The sequence below is a fragment of the Streptomyces sp. NRRL F-5630 genome (genome assembly GCF_000719475.1).
GTDB lineage: Bacteria > Actinomycetota > Actinomycetes > Streptomycetales > Streptomycetaceae > Streptomyces.
Genome location: NZ_JOGO01000005.1, coordinates 15,020 through 32,998 on the forward strand (window position 1 = coordinate 15,020; position 17,979 = coordinate 32,998).

Sequence of the window (17,979 nt, forward strand, 5' to 3'; positions counted from 1 at the left end):
TGCGGTCAGGACGGCGTGGCGGGGGAGGCGGCCGAGGGGCCCGCGAGCGCGTCCCTGATGGCCTCGGCGACCGTGTGTACGTGGGGCGGAGAGACGATGCCGTAGTGGTCGGTGGGCAGGGTCCGCAGTACGGCGGTGGGGGGAAGGCACGCCCTCCACTGCCGCTCCGCCTCCCGGGGGTCGCCGGTGGCGGGCAGCCCGGTCGTACGCTGTTCGGCCAGCCACAGCTGGGTGGGGACGGAGGCGAGCGGCCGCACGCGGTGCTCGTCCAGGCTGCGCAGGTTGGCCCGGCAGCAGCGGGCCAGCCGTTCGGAGTAGGCCCGGGCGGCTGCCGCCGGCTCGGAGGCACCGGACGGCAAGGAGGCGCGGGCGCTGAGTTCGGCGGCGAACACCGCCTCCAGGTACGTCTCGTCCCAGGCGAGGGCCGGTGTCTGCGTCCGGGGCGGCGGCGGGTCCAGCAGGTGGAGTGCCTCCACACGGTGCCCGGCCGACTCCGCCAGGCCCGCCATCTCCATGGCCACCCGGGCACCGAAGGACCACCCCGCCAGGTGGACGCGGTGGCCGGGGCCCCCGAAGCGGGCCCTCAGCGCCGCGTCGTAGTGGCGGGCCCGTTCGGCCAGGGACCAGGCGGGCGCTCCGGTGTCGCGCAGGGCCGGGTCGGCGATGAGGCACACGGTGGGTGCCGGGCCCAGCTCCCCCACCAGGGACCGGTACGCCTGGATGTCCCCGCCCACGGGGTGGACCAGGCACAGGACGGTGTCCTCGCTTCCCTCCTGCCAGATGTCGAGGACGACCGGCGAGTGGGCTTCCCCCGTCTCGGCGACGGTGGGCTCGGGGGGAGCGAGGGACGCCTCCAGTTGCTTGAGGATCTCGGCGAGGCTCACCCGGTGGCTGAAGGAGGCCAGGTCGCACTCGACGCCGTAGTCGTCCTCGATGGCGGAGATCACGCTGATCAGGGTCAGCGAGTCGGCGCCGAGGTCGTACAGGGAGTCGTCCGGGTCCAGTTCGTCCACGCCGAGCAGGTCCCGGACCACGCGGGTCAGGGCGGCGGCCCGTTCCGCGGCGCCGTCCTGCGGCGCGGGGCGCGGGGCGGGTGCTTCCGGCAGGGCCTCGGCGGCGGGGGCGTAGAACGCGCGGGAGGCGGCGAGGTCGGTGGTGGAGACGAGGAGCTGGGGCAGTTGCAGAGCCAGGGCGTGGGCGAAGACCTCCTTGCCCTCCTCGGTCGTCAGGCCGACGTCCAGGTGGGCCCGGTGGCGGCTGTCCGGGTGCGCGACCCGGGTCGCCATACCGGTCTCACGCCAGATGTCCCAGTCGATGCCGATCCGGACGGTCTCCTCCGTCTCGTCGGCCCGGTGGTGGGCGAAGCCGTCGAGCAGGCTCGCCCCGGCCGCGTAGTCGCTCTGCCCGACGCCGCCGAGCAGGGCGGACATCGAGGAGCAGTAGACGGCGAACCGCGGCCGGAGAGCGGCGATCAGGTGCTCCACGACGAGAGCGCCGCCCTCGCGGACCGCGGCGGCGTCCCGCATCGCCGCCGCGTCGCGACGCACGAGCAGTCCGCCGTGTCCGAGGCCGGCCGCGTGGACGACACCGTCCAGACGCGGGGCGTGCCCGGCGACGGCCGCCGCCACCTCGTGCGCGGGCGTGGTCGCCAGGTCCACCGCCAGGAGGCCGACGCGATCGGCCCAGCGGTCGAGCTCCTCGGGGAGCCGGGGGCTCCGCGACAGCAACAGGACCCGCCCCTCGGTGTGTTCCAGGAGCCAGGCGGCGACGGCGCGGCCGATGCCACCGGTGCCGCCCAGGACGAGGTGGACCGTCTCCGGTCCGGCCGGTATCAGGGGCGCGGGGTCCGGCGGCGCGGCCACGGGGGTGGTGCCCTGCCGCCACCAGTAGCCCTGCCGCAGCGCGAGCTGCCGGGCCGGGTTCCCCTCGTCGGCGTGCCCCGCCGGTTGCGGCCCCGCGACGAGCGCGGCCACCGGTGCGGCCCAGCGGCCCAGGTCACCGTCGGGGAGGTCCAGCCAGTGGCCGTCCAGGGCGGCTTCCTGGGCGGCGGTCTCCACCGGTCCCCCCAGGAGCGCGAGTTCGGGCCGGTCCACCGTTCCGTGCACGGGGCGCGCGCCGTACGACAGCCACCACACGCGGGGCCGGACGCTCCGCCCGGCCAGCGCCTGGGCCAGGGCCGCCGTGGTGTCCAGGCAGGCGTGGCGGGCGCGGACCAGCGTGTCGGAGCCGACCGGACCCGTCACGTCCAGGGGCAGCGCGTGCACCCACTCCATGCGCACCGTGGCCTCGACGGACCCGGTGCCGTCCTCGGACAGGGCGTCGAGCACCAGGCGCAGCGACGCCGGGTCGGCCGGGTCGGCGTCGAAGCTGTCGGGGCCCTTGCGGGCGAAGGCGGTGGACGGGTGGACCCGGACGAGCCGGGAGGACACGGCCTCGAACGGTGCGAACGCCTCCCGGGGGGTGCTGTCGGCGGCCACGACGACCACGAGAGGCGCGTCCCCGGTCCGTGCGGTGCCGTCCGGGGCCGCGGCGCGGCGCGACCGGACCCAGTGCGGCTGGTGCAGCCACTCCGACGCGGGCAGCCGCCGGGGCCCGGCGCCCATGGGCGCGGGCGCGCGGTCGAAGTCGTACTCCGCGAGGGCGAACGACGGGGGAGGGAAGTCCCAGGGGGCCGGGGCGGGCCCCGGGCCCCAGTCGACGGATCCTCCGGCGGCCCACTCCTCGGCGAGGTCGCGGGCCGTGCGCCCGGCGGCGGGGACCGGGGCGGCATCCGGGTCGGCGGTGCCGGGCGGGACCTCTCCGGCGGCGACCGCGCGCAGCCACTCCACGGCGGCGGTGACGTCCTCGACGGCCGCCGCGGCCCGCAGGCGCCGGGCGGGGCGGCCGGCCTGCAGGTGACGCAGTACCGCCTCGAAGCGGTCGGGCCGTGCGCCGAGGTAGTCGGCGATCCTCGCGGCGTCGGCGAGGAGGGCGTCCCTGCCCGACGCGGAGAGCACCAGGCACCCGGGTACGTCGCGGGGCGCGGTGTCACCGGTCCCGGTGGGCTGTTCGACGATGACGTGCGCGTTGGTGCCGCCGATCCCGAAGCTGCTCACCGCGGCCACCCGTTCCCTCCCCCCGGGCCAGGGCGCCGCCTCGGTGGGGACGTGGAAGGGGGTGGGGTCGGGCCCGATCTCGGGGTTGAACGCACGGAAGTTGAGGGTGGGCGGAACGGCCCCGTGGTGCACGGCGAGGACGGCGCGCACCAGGCCCACCACACCGGCGGCGGCTCCCAGGTGGCCCAGCTGGCTCTTGACGGAGCCGAGGGCGCAGCGGCCGGACTCGTCGACGCCGTAGGCCTGCCGCAGGGCGCTCACCTCGATCGGGTCGCCCAGCCGCGTCCCGGTCCCGTGCGCCTCGACGTAGCCCAGGTCGGCGCCGGTGCGTCCGGCGCGGGCCAGCGCGGCCCGGATGACCTCGCGCTGTCCGGCCACGGACGGCGCGGTGTAACTCATCTTCGCCGCACCGTCGTTGTTGACGGCGGAACCGGTGAGGACCGCGTAGACGGTGTCGCCGTCGCGCCGTGCCCGGCGCAGCGTCTTGAGGACCACGACCCCGACACCGCTGGCGCCGACCGTCCCCGTCGCGTCGTCGCTGAAGGGCCGGCAGTCGCCGTCCGCGGAGAAGATGTGCTGGGGCCGGTACCGGTAGCCGCCGGTGAGGCGGGGGTCGATCAGCACGCCCGCGGCGAGCATCGCGTCGGCCTCGCCCTGCCGCAGCAACCCGGCCGCGAGGTGCACGGCGACCAGGGAACTCGAACACGCGGTCTGGGCGCTGAAGGTGGGGCCGGTCAGCCCGAGGTGGTAGGCCGCCTTGGTGGCCAGGAAGTCCTTCTCGTGGTGCAGGGCGAGCTGGAAGTCGTCGGGCAGCCGGTCGGGGTCCGCTTCGCGCAGCAGGGACTGGAAGTAGGTGTTCTCCCCGGCGCCCGCCACCAGGCCCACACGCGCGGCCGAGGTGTCCGCGATGCCGGCGTGGGCCAGTGCCTGCACGCAGGCCATCAGCAGATGCCGCTGCTGAGGGTCCATGAGGCGGGCCTCCTGCGGGCTGATGCCGAAGTGGCCGGGGTCGAAGCCGAGCATCGCGTCCAGCGTGCTGTGCGCGCCGACGATCCCTTCCGGGGCGTCGACACGGCGGATGCCGGTGCCGCCCGAGACCACCAGGTCCCAGAACGCGGCGAGGTCCGCGGCACCGGGAACCCGTAGCGCCATGCCGACGACCGCGACGGGCTCGCCGGGCCGGAGGTCCTCGTCGTTCTCCTCGGCGGGGGCCGCTGCCGGGAGGGGCCGGGCGGTGGCGGCGAGGTGGCGGGCCAGGGAGCGGACGGTGACGTGCTCGAAGAGGTCCGCGACACCGAAGCGCAGTCCCAGCGAGGTGGTGCAGCGCAGATGGAAGCGCATGAGGGCGAGGCTGGAGGCGCCCGCCTCGAAGAAGGTCTGGTCCGGGCCGATCGCCGCCCCGGTGACCTCCTGGAAGGCGGTGACGAGCCGCTCCTCGTCGGCCGACAGGCCGGTGCGGGCGGCCGTCGCCCGGCGCAGTTCCTCGCCCGGCGCGCGCAGCGCGGCCCGCCGGTCCAGTTTGCCGCTGGGGGTGCGGGGCAGCACGGGCAGGGCCCGGAAGCGGTCCACGCGGACGTAGGAGGGCAGCGAGGCGGCGAGGTGGGCGCCGAGTTCGTCGGCGGTGGCGGTCTCCTCCCGGAACTGCACGCAGGCGGTCAGCCGGTCTCCGTCGAGCGCGACGACGGCGTTCGCCACCAGCGGGTGGCGCAGCAGGGCCGCCTCGACGGCGCCGAGTTCCAGCCGGTGGCCGCTCCATTTGATCTGCTGGTCGGCGCGGCCCGCGTAGTGCAGCAGACCCTCGTGGTCGAACCAGGCCCGATCGCCGCTGCGGTAGAACAGCCCGGCCCCGGGCACCTCGGTGAAGCGGGGGTCGCCGGAGGCGGGAGCGTTGAGGTAGCAGCGGGTGGCCATGGTGCCGCCGATCAGCAGTTCCCCGGTGCACCCGGGCGGCACCGGGTCCCCGTGGGCGTCCACGACGCGCAGGTCGGCCCCGGCCACCGGGCGTCCGATGGCGGGCCGCTCGGGCCACTCGCCCGGGTCGCCCTCCAGGCACAGGGCGCTGACCACGTGGGTCTCGGTCGGCCCGTAGTGGTTGAACAGCCGGGCGCCGGGCAGCCCGGCGAACCACCTGCGGAGGGTGTCGGTGCACACGGGCTGCTCGCCCGCGGTGACCACCTCGCGCAGCCGCGAGGGGAACTTTTCGAGCCGGACGCCGTACTCGGCGAGCAGTTGCAGGGCCACGTACGGCATGAAGATCCGTTCGGTGCCCGCCGATTCCAGCCGGTCCAGGAGCGCGGGGACGTCCTGGCGCCATTCGGGGCGGATCAGCTGCAGGCTGCCGCCGGTGCACAGCGTGCCGAAGATCTCCTGGAACGACACGTCGAACGAGAGCATGGAGAACTGCTGGGTGGCCGCCGGTCCGGCCGGGCCCCCGGTTCCCGACTGCCAGCGGATCAGGTCGCACAAGGTGCGGTCGGATATCTGCACGCCCTTGGGGACGCCGCTGGAGCCGGAGGTGAACAGGGTGTACAGCGGCCGGGCGCCGTCGTGGGAACCGGCCGCCCGGGGGGCCGGCCGCGGCGGTACGCGGTCCGGCAGGACGACGGGGTGGCGGACCACGCCGTGGGGGAGCGGGGTGTCCGGCGCGGGCGCCGCGTCGGGTGCGACCAGGACGCAGAGCGGATCGACCCGCTCCAGGACCCGGCGCAGCACGTCGGGCGGGTAGGAGGGGTCCAGCGGGACGGCGGTGATGTTCAGCCGCGCCAGGGCCAGCAGGGACACCACGTGCTCGGTGGACGGCTCCAGGTACAGCGCCACGCGGCAGGTGCCGCCCTCGGCGGGGACGGGGTAGCGGTCGGCGAGTTCGGCGGCGAGGCCCGCGGCGAGGGCGTCGAGGGCCTCGTAGGTGAGGGTGCGGCCGTCGGCCGTCAGCAGGGCGGTGGCCCCGGGGGCGCGGGCGACCTGCTGGGCGAAGCCGTCGGCGACGGTGGTGAAGCCCGGCCGCGGGGCGGGTCCGCGCCCGTAGCGCGGCAGGGAACGCCGGTACGGCGCGACCAGTTCACGCGCCGTGGACGGGCCGTCGGCCGCGAGCGCGTCCACGCCGCTCTCGAAGAGCGCGGCCATCGCCTCGACGTCCTCGGCGGAGAAGCGGTCCTCCGCGTACTCCCACAGCAGGTCGAGTCCCTCGGAGTGGTCGACGACGGAGACCGTCATCGGGCACTTGGCCTCCGTCGCCGCCCACCACAGGGGGCGCTGGGAGCAGCCGGGCAGCCGCAACCCCGCGAAGTCGGTGTTCTCCGACACGAACAGGAAGTCGAACGGGGTGCCGTCCCCGAGGTCTTCCCAGCCGGTCAGGACGTCCGTGAGGGCCACGTCCTGGTGGCGCAGCACCTCTTCGGTTCCGGCACCCGTGCGCAGGAGGTGCGCGCGCAGGTCCTCCCCGGGGTCGACGGTCACCGGCAGCAGCACGGTGTTGGCCAGCATCCCGACGCTGTGCTCCAGCTCGGCCACCGGGCGGTTGGCGACCGGCGTGGCGACGCGCGGACGGACCACGCCGGTCACGCCGTACAAGCTCCAGGAGAAGACGGTGAGCAGCGCCTGGAAGCGGGTCAGGCGGAGTTCGGCGCAGAGCCGGTCCAGGGCGGCCCGGCGGGCGGGGTCGAGACGGGTGTGCCGCAGCCGGGCTCGCGGTGCCGGAGTGGCGCCGTGGTCGGGCAGCGGTTCCTGGGGCTCCTCCGACTCCTTGTAGTGCGCGAGGAGTTCGTCGCGCCGGGCGCGGTACGCGTCGGTCGCGAACCAGGTGTCCTGCCAGACGGCGAAGTCCAGCGGGGTCGCGGCCTGTGCGAGGGACGGTTCGGCCGCGGGGCCGGCCGCCTCGGCGTAGGCGGCGGACAGGTCGCCCAGCAGGATGCCCAGTGACCACCCGTCGACGGCGATGTGGTGCAGGTGGAGCAGGAGCGTGCCGCCCCCGTCCCGGGGCAGCCAGCAGCTACGGAGCATCCGGGGGTCGGCGAGGTCGAAGGGCTCGGCGAAGAAGGCGTCGGCGAAGGCGTGCGCCTCCTCCTCGTCCCACGCCTGCCGTGGTTCCGGCTCGTGCCAGGGGTCGTACGGCTCGCCGACCCTCTGTTCGAGCCCCCGGGGGCCGTGGCCGAAGCCGGTGCGCAGGGCGACGTGCCGGGTCACCAGGGCGCGCAGCGCCCTTCGCAGGCGGGCCGTGTCGACGGGGCCGTCCACGCGGAACGCCTGGTGGACGGAGTAGGCCCGGGAGTCCGGCGCACGGCGGTGCAGCAGCCACAACCGCTGCTGCTCACTCGTGGCGGGTGCCGAGCGGGCGCCCACGGCCGTCAGAGGGGGGTACGCGTCTCCCGTGGGAGGACCGGCCGCGGTGACGGCTCGGACGACGGTGGCGAGGTCGCCGTGCAGGACGGTCTCCTGCGGCAGATCGTGGCCCCAGCGCTGCCGGACGGCGAAGCGGAAGCGCAGGGCCTTCAGCGAGTCGCCACCTGCGGCGATCCACCGGTCGCCCAGTCCCAGGCCGCTGGTGCCCAGGGCCCGTTCGGCCAGTTCGAGTACGTCCCGCTCCGTGTCCGTCGCGGCCGGTGCGCCGGACGCGCCGGGACGCCAGGGACGGCCGGTCGTCCGCAGCAGCGCGGCCTCGTCGACTTTGCCGTTGGCGTTGAGCGGCAGCTCGGCGACGAGGTGGATGTGGTGCGGTCGCATGTAGGCGGGCAGGTGCGCCGCGAGGTGGGCGTCGAACTCCTCGAAGGGGACCTCGTGGCGCAGGACGACGTAGGCGAGCAGTTCGTTGCCGCCCCCCTCGCCGTCGCGGCGGGTGCAGACATGGGCCTGCCGCACACCGGGGTGGCCGAGGACGTGCCGCTCCACCTCGCCGGGCTCGATCCGGAAGCCGCGGACCTTGACCTGCCGATCGGCCCGTCCGATGTACTCCAGGCGCCCCTCGCCGTCGGTCCGTACGAGGTCACCGGTGCGGTAGTACCGCTCCCGGCCCCCGTCGAGCCAGGCCGGCCGCACGAAGCGCCGTTCGGTCTCCTCGGGGAGGTTGCGGTAGCCGGACGCGAGCCCGGCGCCGCTGAGCAGGAGTTCGGCGACCTCCCCGGGCGCGGCCACCCGCCGTTCGTCCGGCACGGCGACGACGAAACCGGTGTCCGGCAGGGGCCGCCCGATCGGCACCACGTCGCCGTCGAAGTCGCGCGGGATCGGGTGGCACAGGGCGAAGGTGGTGGACTCGGTCGGCCCGTAGGCGTTGTACAGGCACGTGTCGCTGTCGGCGTTGTCCCGGTACCAGCGGCGCATGACGCGGGAGTTGAGCTGTTCCCCGCCCACCAGGACCTGACCGGCCGCGGCGAAGCAGTCGGGGACGGCCGTGACCACCGCGTTGAACAGCGCCGTCGTGACGAAGGCCGTGTCCACCCGTTCGCGCCGCAGCGCCGCGGCGAGCCTCTCGGGGTCCTGGACGTCCGCGTCGCGCAGGACCACGCACACTCCGCCGGTCAGCAGCGGGACCCAGACCTCGAAGCTCAGCGCGTCGAACGCCGGGTTCGCCAGGCACGCGTAGCGAAGACCGGCTCCGACCCGGATGTAGCCGGGCCGTGCCAGCCGCATGACACCGGCGTCGCGGACCTCGACGCCCTTGGGCCGGCCGGTCGTTCCCGAGGTGTAGAACAGGAAGGACACGCCGTCGGCGGCGGGGGGTTCGGGCACGGTCGCCGCGCCGTCCGGGAGCGTGGGGAGCAGCGTGTCGACCGCGAGCGCAGTCCTGCCCCGGGCGAGCGCGCCACCGTCGTCGGGGGCAGCGTGCACCAGGACGTCCGCGCCGGAGTCCCGGAGGATGAAGAGGAGACGTTCGTGGGGGCTCTGGACGTCCAGCGGCACCACCCGGGCACCGGTGCGCAGGATGCCGAGCATCACGCAGACCAGTTGCCACGAGCGCGGCAGTGCGACGGCCACGGACTGCCCCGGTACCACGCCCTCGCGGGCCAGTGCCTCGGCGACGGCAGCCGCCGCGGCGTTCAGCGTCGCGTAGGTCAGGCGTACCTCGCCGTCGACGACCGCGTCCGCGTCCGGAGTGCGCAGGGCCCGGCGGTGGACGGCGAGGGCGATCCCCGACGCCTCGCCGGGATCGGCGGTGGGGTCGGCGGGGCCGGAGGGGTGTGCGGGCAGGGGCGGTTCCATCAGTCCTCCGACGTGCCGTGGGGGGTCGCGAGCGGCGTCCCGGCGCCTCCCGGGCCGGGGGACAGCCGGGCCAGCTCGGCGGCGAGTACGGAGGCGACCTTTGGCAGTTCGTCGCTCTCCAGCATGTCCCAGTGGCCGCAGGCGACCGGCTCGACGGTGAAGTCGCCTGTGACGCGGTGGCGCCAGAACGCGCGCAGGCGGCCGGGCGCCTCCTCGTCGTCCTCGTCCCCCACGTCCGTCGCCTGCATCAGCACCACGCGGGCCGGTGACTCGGGTACGGCGTAGGCCGCCGCCGTCTCACGGTGGTGGTTGTAGACGTTCAGGTACCGGGCCACCTGATCGTCGTCGATGCCCGGGTACATGCCGTTGAAGCGCACCAGCTTCGCCCGGAACTCCTCCATGCCGACCGGTTCGGCCGCGGCGCGCTCCCGCGCGTCTTCCCCGCCCTCCATGCCGTGGGTGTCGAGCAGGACCACGCTCACTCGCCGTCCGGCCCCCACCAGCCGACGGCCCATCTCGTACGCGATCAGGCCGCCGTAGGAGAGTCCGCAGAGCACCAGTGCCTCGTCCGGCCGGGGCGCGACGAGCCGCAGGTACTCCTCGGCCATCTCCTCGACCCCGGCCAGGACGGACTCGCCGGGGTTGATGCCGGGTGCCTGGAGCCCCACCACGCCGACGCTCGCGGGCAGGGCCGCGGACAGCGGCAGGTAGCAGAAGGCGGTACCGCCGGCGGGATGGACGCAGACCACGCGCTCCCGCCCGTCGCCCGGACGGAACTCCACCAGGCTGCTGACGTCGGCGGACGGCGCGGCGCCGTCGCCGTGGCCGCGCACCCGTGCGGCGAGCGCCTCGATGGTGGGATGCAGCATGACCTCCCGGACCGGCAGGGGAACGTGGAGTTCCTCCTGGACGGCGGCGGCCATCTTGATCGCCGATATCGACGTGCCGCCGAGTGCGAAGAAGTCGTCGCCGATGCCGATGTCCGGCTGCAGCAGCAGCCGGTGCCAGATCCGGTGCAGCGCCATTTCGACGTGGTCGCGGGGCGCGGCCGTGTTGACCCGTCCGGTCCGGGCGCCCGCCGCGGCGCGCAGCACCGCGGGCCGGTCCACCTTGCCGCTGCGGTTCAGCGGCAGCCGCGGGAACTCGGCCACCACCACCGGGATCATGTAGTCGGGCAGGCGGTCCCGGAGGGCCGCGCGCCACGCGTACGCCGTGCGCGCGGCCTCCTCGTCGCAGCCCACCCCGGCGACGAGGTGCGGGCCGCCGGGCGACTCGCGGTCGGCGAGCACCACGGCCTCGCGGACGCCGGGAACCGCGAGCAGGGCCGCCTCGACCTCACCGGGTTCGATGCGGAAGCCGCGCAGCTTGAGCTGGTCGTCGCGACGGCCCGCGTACTCGGCGTTGCCGTCCGGCAGCCAGCGCGCCAGGTCGCCGGTGCGGTAGACGCGTTCGCCGGGGACGAAGGGATCGGGGAGGAACGCTTCCTCGGTGAGGTCCGGCCGGTTCAGGTAGCCGCGCGCCAGGCTCGCGCCGCCCAGGTAGACCTCGCCCACGACCCCCACCGGGACCGGGCGCATCCGCGCGTCGAGCAGGTACAGGCGGGTGCCGCGCAGCGGCCGTCCGATGGGGCACGGCCGCTCATGGGGCCCGGGATCGGTGTAGGCGGTGGAGTAGAGCGTCGCCTCGGTCGGGCCGTAGCCGAAGCAGACGCGCAGGCCGGGAAGGCACTCACGCATGCGGTGCAGAGCCCGCTCGGGCAGGGACTCCACCCCGGTGAGGAGCTGGCGCAGGCTCAGCCCGGCCAGGCGAGCGGCCGGGTCCTCGTCGGCCCACAGGACGTAGGAGGGCGGCAGGAACGCCTGGGTGACCCGGTGCTCGCGCAACCACGCCATGAGGGCCGCGGGGTCGCCGCGAAGCTCGTCGGGGACGAGATGGAGCACGGCCCCGGTGGTCAGCGGTACGAGCAATTCGTGCACTGACGCGTCGAAACCGATGCTGGACCACGCCGAGGCGGCCTCGCCGGGCGCGTCGCCCATGAGGTCGCGCCAGTGGTCGAAGAGATTGACCACACTGCCGTGCGTGACCGCCACGCCCTTGGGACGGCCGGTCGATCCCGAGGTGTAGATGACGTAGGCGAGCCGGGCGGGGTCCGCGCCCACCTCCGGGGCCTGCTCGTGCGCTCCCTCCGCCTCGACCTTCGCCAGGTTCTCCCACGGACGCCGGTCGTCGCCCGGCGTGTCCTCCCCGTCGGTCAGGACCAGGACCGGCGCGGCGTCGTCCACCATGGCGGTGAGGCGCTCCGGGGGCTGGCCGGGGTCCAGGGGAAGGTAGGCGGCACCGGACTTGAGGATGCCGAGCACGCCCACGACGAGGTCCGCCGTGCGGCCCGCGTGCAGGCCGACCACGCGATCGGGACCGGCGCCGCGCGCGGTCAGCGCGTGCGCGAGCCGCTTGGCCCGGCGGTCCAGCGTCCGGTAGTCCAGCACCGTGTCCCCGGCCACCACGGCGGGCTGCCCCGGCCGGGTCCGCACCTGTTCGGCGAACCGCTCCAGCAGGCCCGCCGGTGCCGGTGAGCCCGGCTCACCGGCGGAGGGTCCCGTGCTGAAGGCGGCGAGGAGCTCGCGCTGTTCGTCTTCGCGCAACAGGCTCAGGTCGGCGATCCGCGCCTCGGGCTGCCGGGTCATCAGGCGCAGCACGCGGAGGAACTGGCGCACGTACCGTTCGACGGTCGTCCGGTCGAAGAGCGACACCGCGTAGTCGATCTCGCCGGTGAGCCGTGATCCCTCGTCGGCCAGCGCCAGGACCATGTCGAACTTCGCCGGAACGTGGGCGGCGTCCTGCCGCAACTCCACGTCCAGGCCGGGGATCTCCAGCTCCTTCTTCATGGAGGGGACCCAGGCGAACATGGTCTGGAACAGCGCCGTGTGGGCGGGGCTGCGCGGCGGGTTGACCACTTCCACGACCCGCTCGAACGGCAGGTCGACATGGCGGAGACCGTCCCGGACCCGCTGGTTGACCCGTGCGAGGGCGTCGGCGACACGAGGCGAGCCGGACAGGTCGGCGCGCAGGGCGAGGGTGTTGACGAAGAGGCCGATCAGGCCCTCCACGTCACCGCGGCGCCGGTTCGACGTGGGGGCCCCGACAACGATGTCATCTTGCCCCGACAGCAGCGAGAGGAGTACGGACCAGCCGGTCAGGACGGTGGCGTACAGGGAAACACCGTGCTCGGCGGCGAGAGCGCGCAAAGCCCTCGTCAGGTCCTCGTCGACGGTCACGGTGACCCGGTCGCCGCGGAAGACCTGCTCGGGCGGGCGGGGCCGGTCGGTGGGCACGGAGAGCACGGCCGGAGCGCCGGCCAGCGCGTCGGCCCAGTACTCCGCGTGCGCGGCGGGGTCCGCCCCCGACATCCACTCCCACTGCCAGCGGGTGTAGTCGCTGTACTGCCAGGTCAGTTCCGGCAGGGCGGCGTCCCGTCCCTCCTGGAGCGCGGTGTACACCTGGCCCAGTTCCCGCAGGAGCAGGGAACGGGACCAGCCGTCGAAGACGATGTGGTGGGCCGTCAGGAGCAGTACGTGGTGATCCGGCCGGAGCGCCACCAGGCAGCCGCGCACCATGGATTCCTCGCCCAGCCGGAACGGGGCGCCTTCCACCGCGTGCCGGATGCGGGTGAACCGCTCGGCCGCGTCGGGCAGCCCCGTCAGGTCCTCGACCGTCACCGGGAACCCGGTCCCGGGCGGGTCGACGACCTGGAGCGCCGAGCCGCCGGAGGGCACCAGCCGGGTGCGCAGCGCCTCGTGCCGGGCCGCGAGCAGGTGCAGCGCCCGCACGAGCAGATCCCGGTCGAGTGGCCCGCGGATGTCGAAGGGCATCGGCTCGTTGTAGGCGGCGCTGGCGTCCCCACCCATGCGTGCCATGACCCACAGCCGCTCCTGCGCCAGGGACAGCGGCGCGGGAGACGTCCTTTCGCCGGAAGGTCGGGGAACAGCGATGCGGGGAAGAGACACGGACCACCCTTCACACGAAATAAAAGAGACGGAAACATGCGTCGGCACTTTCGGCGTGAATATCCGCCCCCGCGCAGCCATTTCCTTCCACAGCTCCGCACGAGCGCGCCAAAGGTATCCGGGATGCAATTCAGAGGAATAATCAGGGAAGTGTCCGCTTTTTCCGCCCATCGCGGCGGCGATTTATTTCCGCTGATATTAATTGCGAGTCGATCACCTGGTCAACAGTGACCCACGCCACACCCCTCCGGCCGACGACCGGCCTCCCGTACGCACACCCGCGCCCACCAGCGCCTTCGCGCGACTCTCGGCACCCCGATCCGACGCGCCCGCCTCGCCCCGTGCGGGGTCGTGAACTCGACGACCGCCTCCCGTGTTTCGGCCATGGTTCCGGCCGGGCGACCTCGACCGGCACACGCTTCTTCCCTTCGTCGCCGCCGGCATTGGCGTGGCCCTCGCCCTACAGCGTCAGGACGCCGCTTCCCGCAGGCACCCGACGTCTTTCACTCGACGGATACCGCAATGAGCCGGATCGTCACGGCGACCCGCCGAGGAGACACCCGTCTCCTCGTACAAGCCTTCATCGCGGCATCGAGTCCCTGACAGCTCGCGGCCACGACCGGGCGAACGGCAGCGCGTTGACCGGCCGAGCGAGCGCCTCCCGCCTTTCGGCCCGCGGAGGACACGGTCCCGAAAGGCGTCCTGTGGTGCGCCCCCCGAGTCGAAGGGCGCCGCTGTCCGGCAGGGCGTCGGTGGTGCGCAGACGTCCCGCGTCTCACCTCGCCGCCGCGTACCTTCCGTGCGAGGCGTCCCACCTTCCGAGCGAGGCATCCCCGGAGGGAGTTCAGCGCGAGGTGTCGTCCACGGTGACGACGCGGTTCTGGTAGGCCCATACCGCCGCTTGCAGACGGGACTGCACGCCGAGTTTGGGCAGCAGCCGGGCGAGGTGCGACTTGACGGTGGGGACCTCGACGACGAGCGCTCCGGCGATCTGCTCGTTCGACATGCCCTGCGCCAGCAACAGCAGAATGTCCCGCTCGCGGGCGGTGAGCATGTCGATCCCCCGCGCCGCCGTCACGGGGCGCAGCCGCCGGCGCTCCACGTACTCGGCGACGATGCGGCGCGTGAGAGTACGGTCGAGAGTGCCGTGACCCGCGGCGATGTGCCGGACCGCCCGCAGGATCTCCTCCGGGTCGGAGTCCTTGAGCAAGAACCCGGCGACCCCCGCTTCCAGCGCCCGGAAGACGTAGTCGTCGATGTCGAAGGTCGTGAGGATCAGCACCGGGATGGCCGGAGACGCGCCGGGGCCGCAGATGCGGGCCGCGACGTCGATACCGTCCATCTTCGGCATCCGGATGTCCAGACACGCCACGTCCGGCACCAGCTCGGCCGCCAGGTCGAGGGCCTCCAGGCCGTCCGCGGCGACACCGACGACGTCGATGTCCTCCTCGGCGTTCAGCAGCGCACTCAGGCCGGCGCGGACGAGGGGCTGGTCGTCGGCGAGGAGTACTCGGATCATGCGGACCGCTCCGGGAGGTCGTGGCCGCTTTCGCGGGGGATGCTCATACGGGTTTCCCAGCCGCCGTCGTCGGCCGGGCCCGCGTCGAAGGACCCGCCGATGAGGGCGGCGCGCTCCCTCATACCGACGATGCCGAAGCCAGTACCTCCGGTAGCGGGACGGGCCCGGGGGCCGGGCGGTGCGTTGCGGACGGTGAGCCGCAGCCGGTGCGGCTCGCGGTCGTCCACGGTGACGACGCAGTGCGCGCCGGGCGCGTGCTGTGCGGCGTTCGTGAGGGATTCCTGCACCATGCGGTAGGCGGCGAGCTGACCCAGCGGGCTGACTCCGGCGCCCGGCTCCCGCCGTTCATCGCTCCGCAGGTCGAAGTCGACACGGGCTCCGGTCGCACGGGCCGTCCCGATCAGGCCGGGAAGGGTGGCGAGGGTCTTGACGCCCTCGTCCTCGGAGGCGGCGTCGCGGAGCAGCCCCACCAGACGGCGCAGGTCCTCCAGGATCGCGTTGCTCTGCTTGCGGATCTCCAACGCCCCGGAGCGGGCTTCGTCCGGTGCCGAGGCCGTCTGCCGCGCGACGGCCGAGGCCATCAGCGAGATGCCGGACAGGTGGTGGGCGGCGATGTCGTGCAGTTCGCGAGCCATCGCGGCCCGTTCCAGGGCGATCGCCTCACTGATCTTGGCGTCGCGCTCACGGCTCACCGCCTCCAGCGTCTCCCGCCGCGCCGCGTTCGTCGCGCGCTGCGCGGCGATCACGGAGGCCGGCAGCAGCGGCAGGCCGACCACCACGGCCGCCTGGAGCACCGCCTCGAAGACCAGGGTCCACCCCTCGGTGCGACCGTCGGCGCTGCCGTTGACCAGGTGTGCGGCCGCCACCAGTACGCCCGCACCCAGAGCCCACCGGCGAACCTCGCGCCAGGCCCCGGTCAGCCCGGCCAAGAACGAGGCCACCAGCACCGGCAACGCGGTGACGGTGAACAGTCCGCTGGGAAACACGAGCGCCAGGACGAGGGAGAGCCCGGCCACACAGCCCAGCGGAACGGTCGCCCGACGGCGGCCCCACAGGAGAGTCGCCGATTGCAGGAGGAGCGTCGCAGCCGTCCCCCACCAGGCGCCCGTACCGGGTGCCGCTCCGGCGAGGGACGGGTCGTCAGGCGACAGCAGGGCGATGATCGACAGGAGAGCCAGCGCGCTCAGCGCGGTCGCCGCAGCGATAGCTGTGGACCGGGACGTGCCAGGTCGCTGGGCGGTTGTCACGAGTCGATCATAGTTCGGTCCCGGGCGTACCCGGCGTGGTGGGCGGACGGGGCCGTAGCGCCCCCCGCGTGGCGGGCGGACGCCGTCTCGCCGCGGTCCGGGGAGGGCAGCGGGTCGTAGCCGAGACGGCCGCGGGTGGCGATCACGATCACCGTCGCGGCGACGGCGGCACCCGAGCCCATCGCGATGAGGGCGAGTTCCCCGTCCAGGGCGGGGAACATCTCGGTCCACATCACGGACGCGAAGGTGTTGACGCCCACGTGCATGAGCATGGAGAACGGCACACTCTGCCCCGTGCGGTTGAACACCCACGACATCACGATGTTGAACGCGACGCAGAACCCGAGGAACACCAGCGGCCGGAACCAGGACGCCTCGGGGTAGCCGCCCCACTCCGTGAGGAACAGCGGGAAGTGCCACACACCCCACAGCGGGCCCAGGACGAACGCGGAGCGCAGCGGCGAGAACCGGCTCTGCAGACGGGGAAGGGCGAAGTCGCGCCACCCGGGCTCCTCGGCCAGGCCGGTCGTGATCATCTGGAACACCAGCATCGGCACGAAGGCACTGAGCGCGGCGGCCGAGGGGGTGGCGATCTGCCCGCCGGAGAACGCCAGGCCGGTCAGGAGCATCCCGGCGGGAACGCTGAGCAACGTGACCGCGTACCAGCGTCCGCCGACCCGCCACCGCCAGAGCCGGCGCGTCCAGGCGCGCAGACCGGTCCGGCCGTCCACCAGCGCGGTCATCGCGAAAGCCGCGCCGATCGGGCCCAGGTAGGCGCCGGGCAGGACCCCCAGGACCTGGGTGGTCCCCAGGATCGCGGGGAACCGGTAGTCCCAGACGCCGAGGCCGTTCTGCGACAGGATGTACGGCACCCACGCCACCCAGCTCAGCCCGTTCGCGAGGAGGAAGAAGTAGGTCAGCGGACGCGCTCGCGCGATCGCGCGGAGCCTTGCCGGGAGGCGGTCGGGGACCGGGGCGCCGGAGAGAGCGGTTCGGTTCTGTGTCATGGCGGCAACGCTAGGTTTCCCCGCCGACGGGCTCTACGGTCCGATGGTTGCATCGAGGCAGTGCATCCGAAGGATGCAAACCACTCCGTGCGGGCGGCGCGGTCTCGCGGGACGGCCGTTCTCGCTACCGCCGCGCGGGCCGGGGAATCTCCCGGAACAGGCGTTCGTCCAGGGGTGGTGCGACACGCTGCGAAGAGCGTCGGCCCGGTAAGAGCCTTGGGGAACCGGGGAGTCCGTCGCGATCCTGGCCCGCTGCCGCGCGAACTCCCCGCACGGCAATCACCCTTGGTTACTATGCTCCCTTCATGCCAAAAGCCGGAAGCCGGAAGCCGGAGGGCGGGGCGCCCTCGACGGGCTGCTGGGGGAGCGGGGAGACCGGCCCGCCGGCACATTGCCGGTGAGATCGGCGTGAACGAGCTGAGCAGCGTCCTGCTTCACCGGGCGCCTCAGCTCCAGCAGAGCCGAGAACGGCACGGAGAGGTCGTCGATCACATCGACGTCCTGCTCGTCCCACGCGACCCGATCGCCCACAGCCCACGGATGGGCACGCCGATCAAGGAAGTTCGGCCGGGGCACCTGCCGCAGGGCAGCATGGAAGGCACGGCCGGCACTGAGCACACCGCTGATCGGCGGGGGCGTCAGCACGGAGTCCTGCGCCGCACACGCGGTTGACGGCCACCTCGACATCGATGCGCGAGTAGGGGCGGCCGAGCAGGTGCCGCAGCGGCCGGGTGCGGCGGCTGATCTCGCGGCGCAGTGCTCCTGCGTCGAGGGCGTCGATGCCGGCGCCCCTGGACGGAGGAGGACACGGCGTGCGACACAAGTGACATCCGACCGCCCGTCCTGGACGCCGTCCAGGACGGGCGGTCCGCAGCGGATCCGCCGCGGACCGGAAGCGGAGAGAGCGCTGTCGCT

Annotated in this window: 6 protein-coding genes; all 6 read right to left on the reverse strand. The window is 73.8% G+C overall.

Features of this window, described 5'->3' with window-relative positions; genetic code table 11:
- Positions 1-5: 5 nt before the first annotated feature.
- A complete protein-coding gene (locus tag IF99_RS0103800; protein ID WP_051703349.1) occupies positions 6-9,287 on the reverse strand; it encodes a non-ribosomal peptide synthetase in 9,282 nt (3,093 codons plus the stop codon).
- Positions 9,287-13,372 carry a non-ribosomal peptide synthetase gene (locus tag IF99_RS0103805; protein WP_078654978.1) on the reverse strand — a complete coding sequence of 1,362 codons (4,086 nt, stop codon included), beginning with the start codon at positions 13,370-13,372 and terminating at the stop codon, positions 9,287-9,289. The genes IF99_RS0103800 and IF99_RS0103805 overlap by 1 nt, the downstream gene beginning before the upstream one ends.
- A 763-nt stretch (positions 13,373-14,135) precedes the next feature.
- Positions 14,136-14,810, reverse strand: a complete 675-nt coding sequence (locus tag IF99_RS0103810) for a response regulator (RefSeq protein WP_030994873.1) — start codon at positions 14,808-14,810, stop codon at positions 14,136-14,138.
- Positions 14,807-16,057 (reverse strand): sensor histidine kinase, encoded by a 1,251-nt coding sequence (locus IF99_RS0103815; RefSeq protein WP_030994874.1) that lies wholly within the window; start codon positions 16,055-16,057, stop codon positions 14,807-14,809. Before IF99_RS0103815 ends, IF99_RS0103810 begins: the two co-directional genes overlap by 4 nt.
- Entirely contained in the window at positions 16,054-17,064 is a 1,011-nt protein-coding gene (locus IF99_RS0103820) for a type II CAAX endopeptidase family protein (RefSeq protein ID WP_037826415.1), read from the reverse strand. The genes IF99_RS0103815 and IF99_RS0103820 overlap by 4 nt, the downstream gene beginning before the upstream one ends.
- Before the next feature lie 303 nt (positions 17,065-17,367).
- The gene (locus IF99_RS30520; protein ID WP_030994876.1) at positions 17,368-17,709 is read right to left on the reverse strand and encodes a hypothetical protein; all 342 of its coding nucleotides are present in this window, start codon (positions 17,707-17,709) and stop codon (positions 17,368-17,370) included.
- Between the last annotated feature and the right edge of the window lie 270 nt (positions 17,710-17,979).

Excerpts from the sequence above, each read along its gene's own strand:
- IF99_RS0103800 (WP_051703349.1), bottom strand. The coding sequence starts at position 9,287 with ATGGAACCGCCCCTGCCCGCACACCCCTCCGGCCCCGCCGACCCCACC.
- IF99_RS0103805 (WP_078654978.1), bottom strand. The coding sequence starts at position 13,372 with ATGGCTGCGCGGGGGCGGATATTCACGCCGAAAGTGCCGACGCATGTT.
- IF99_RS0103810 (WP_030994873.1), bottom strand. The coding sequence starts at position 14,810 with ATGATCCGAGTACTCCTCGCCGACGACCAGCCCCTCGTCCGCGCCGGC.
- IF99_RS0103820 (WP_037826415.1), bottom strand. The coding sequence starts at position 17,064 with ATGACACAGAACCGAACCGCTCTCTCCGGCGCCCCGGTCCCCGACCGC.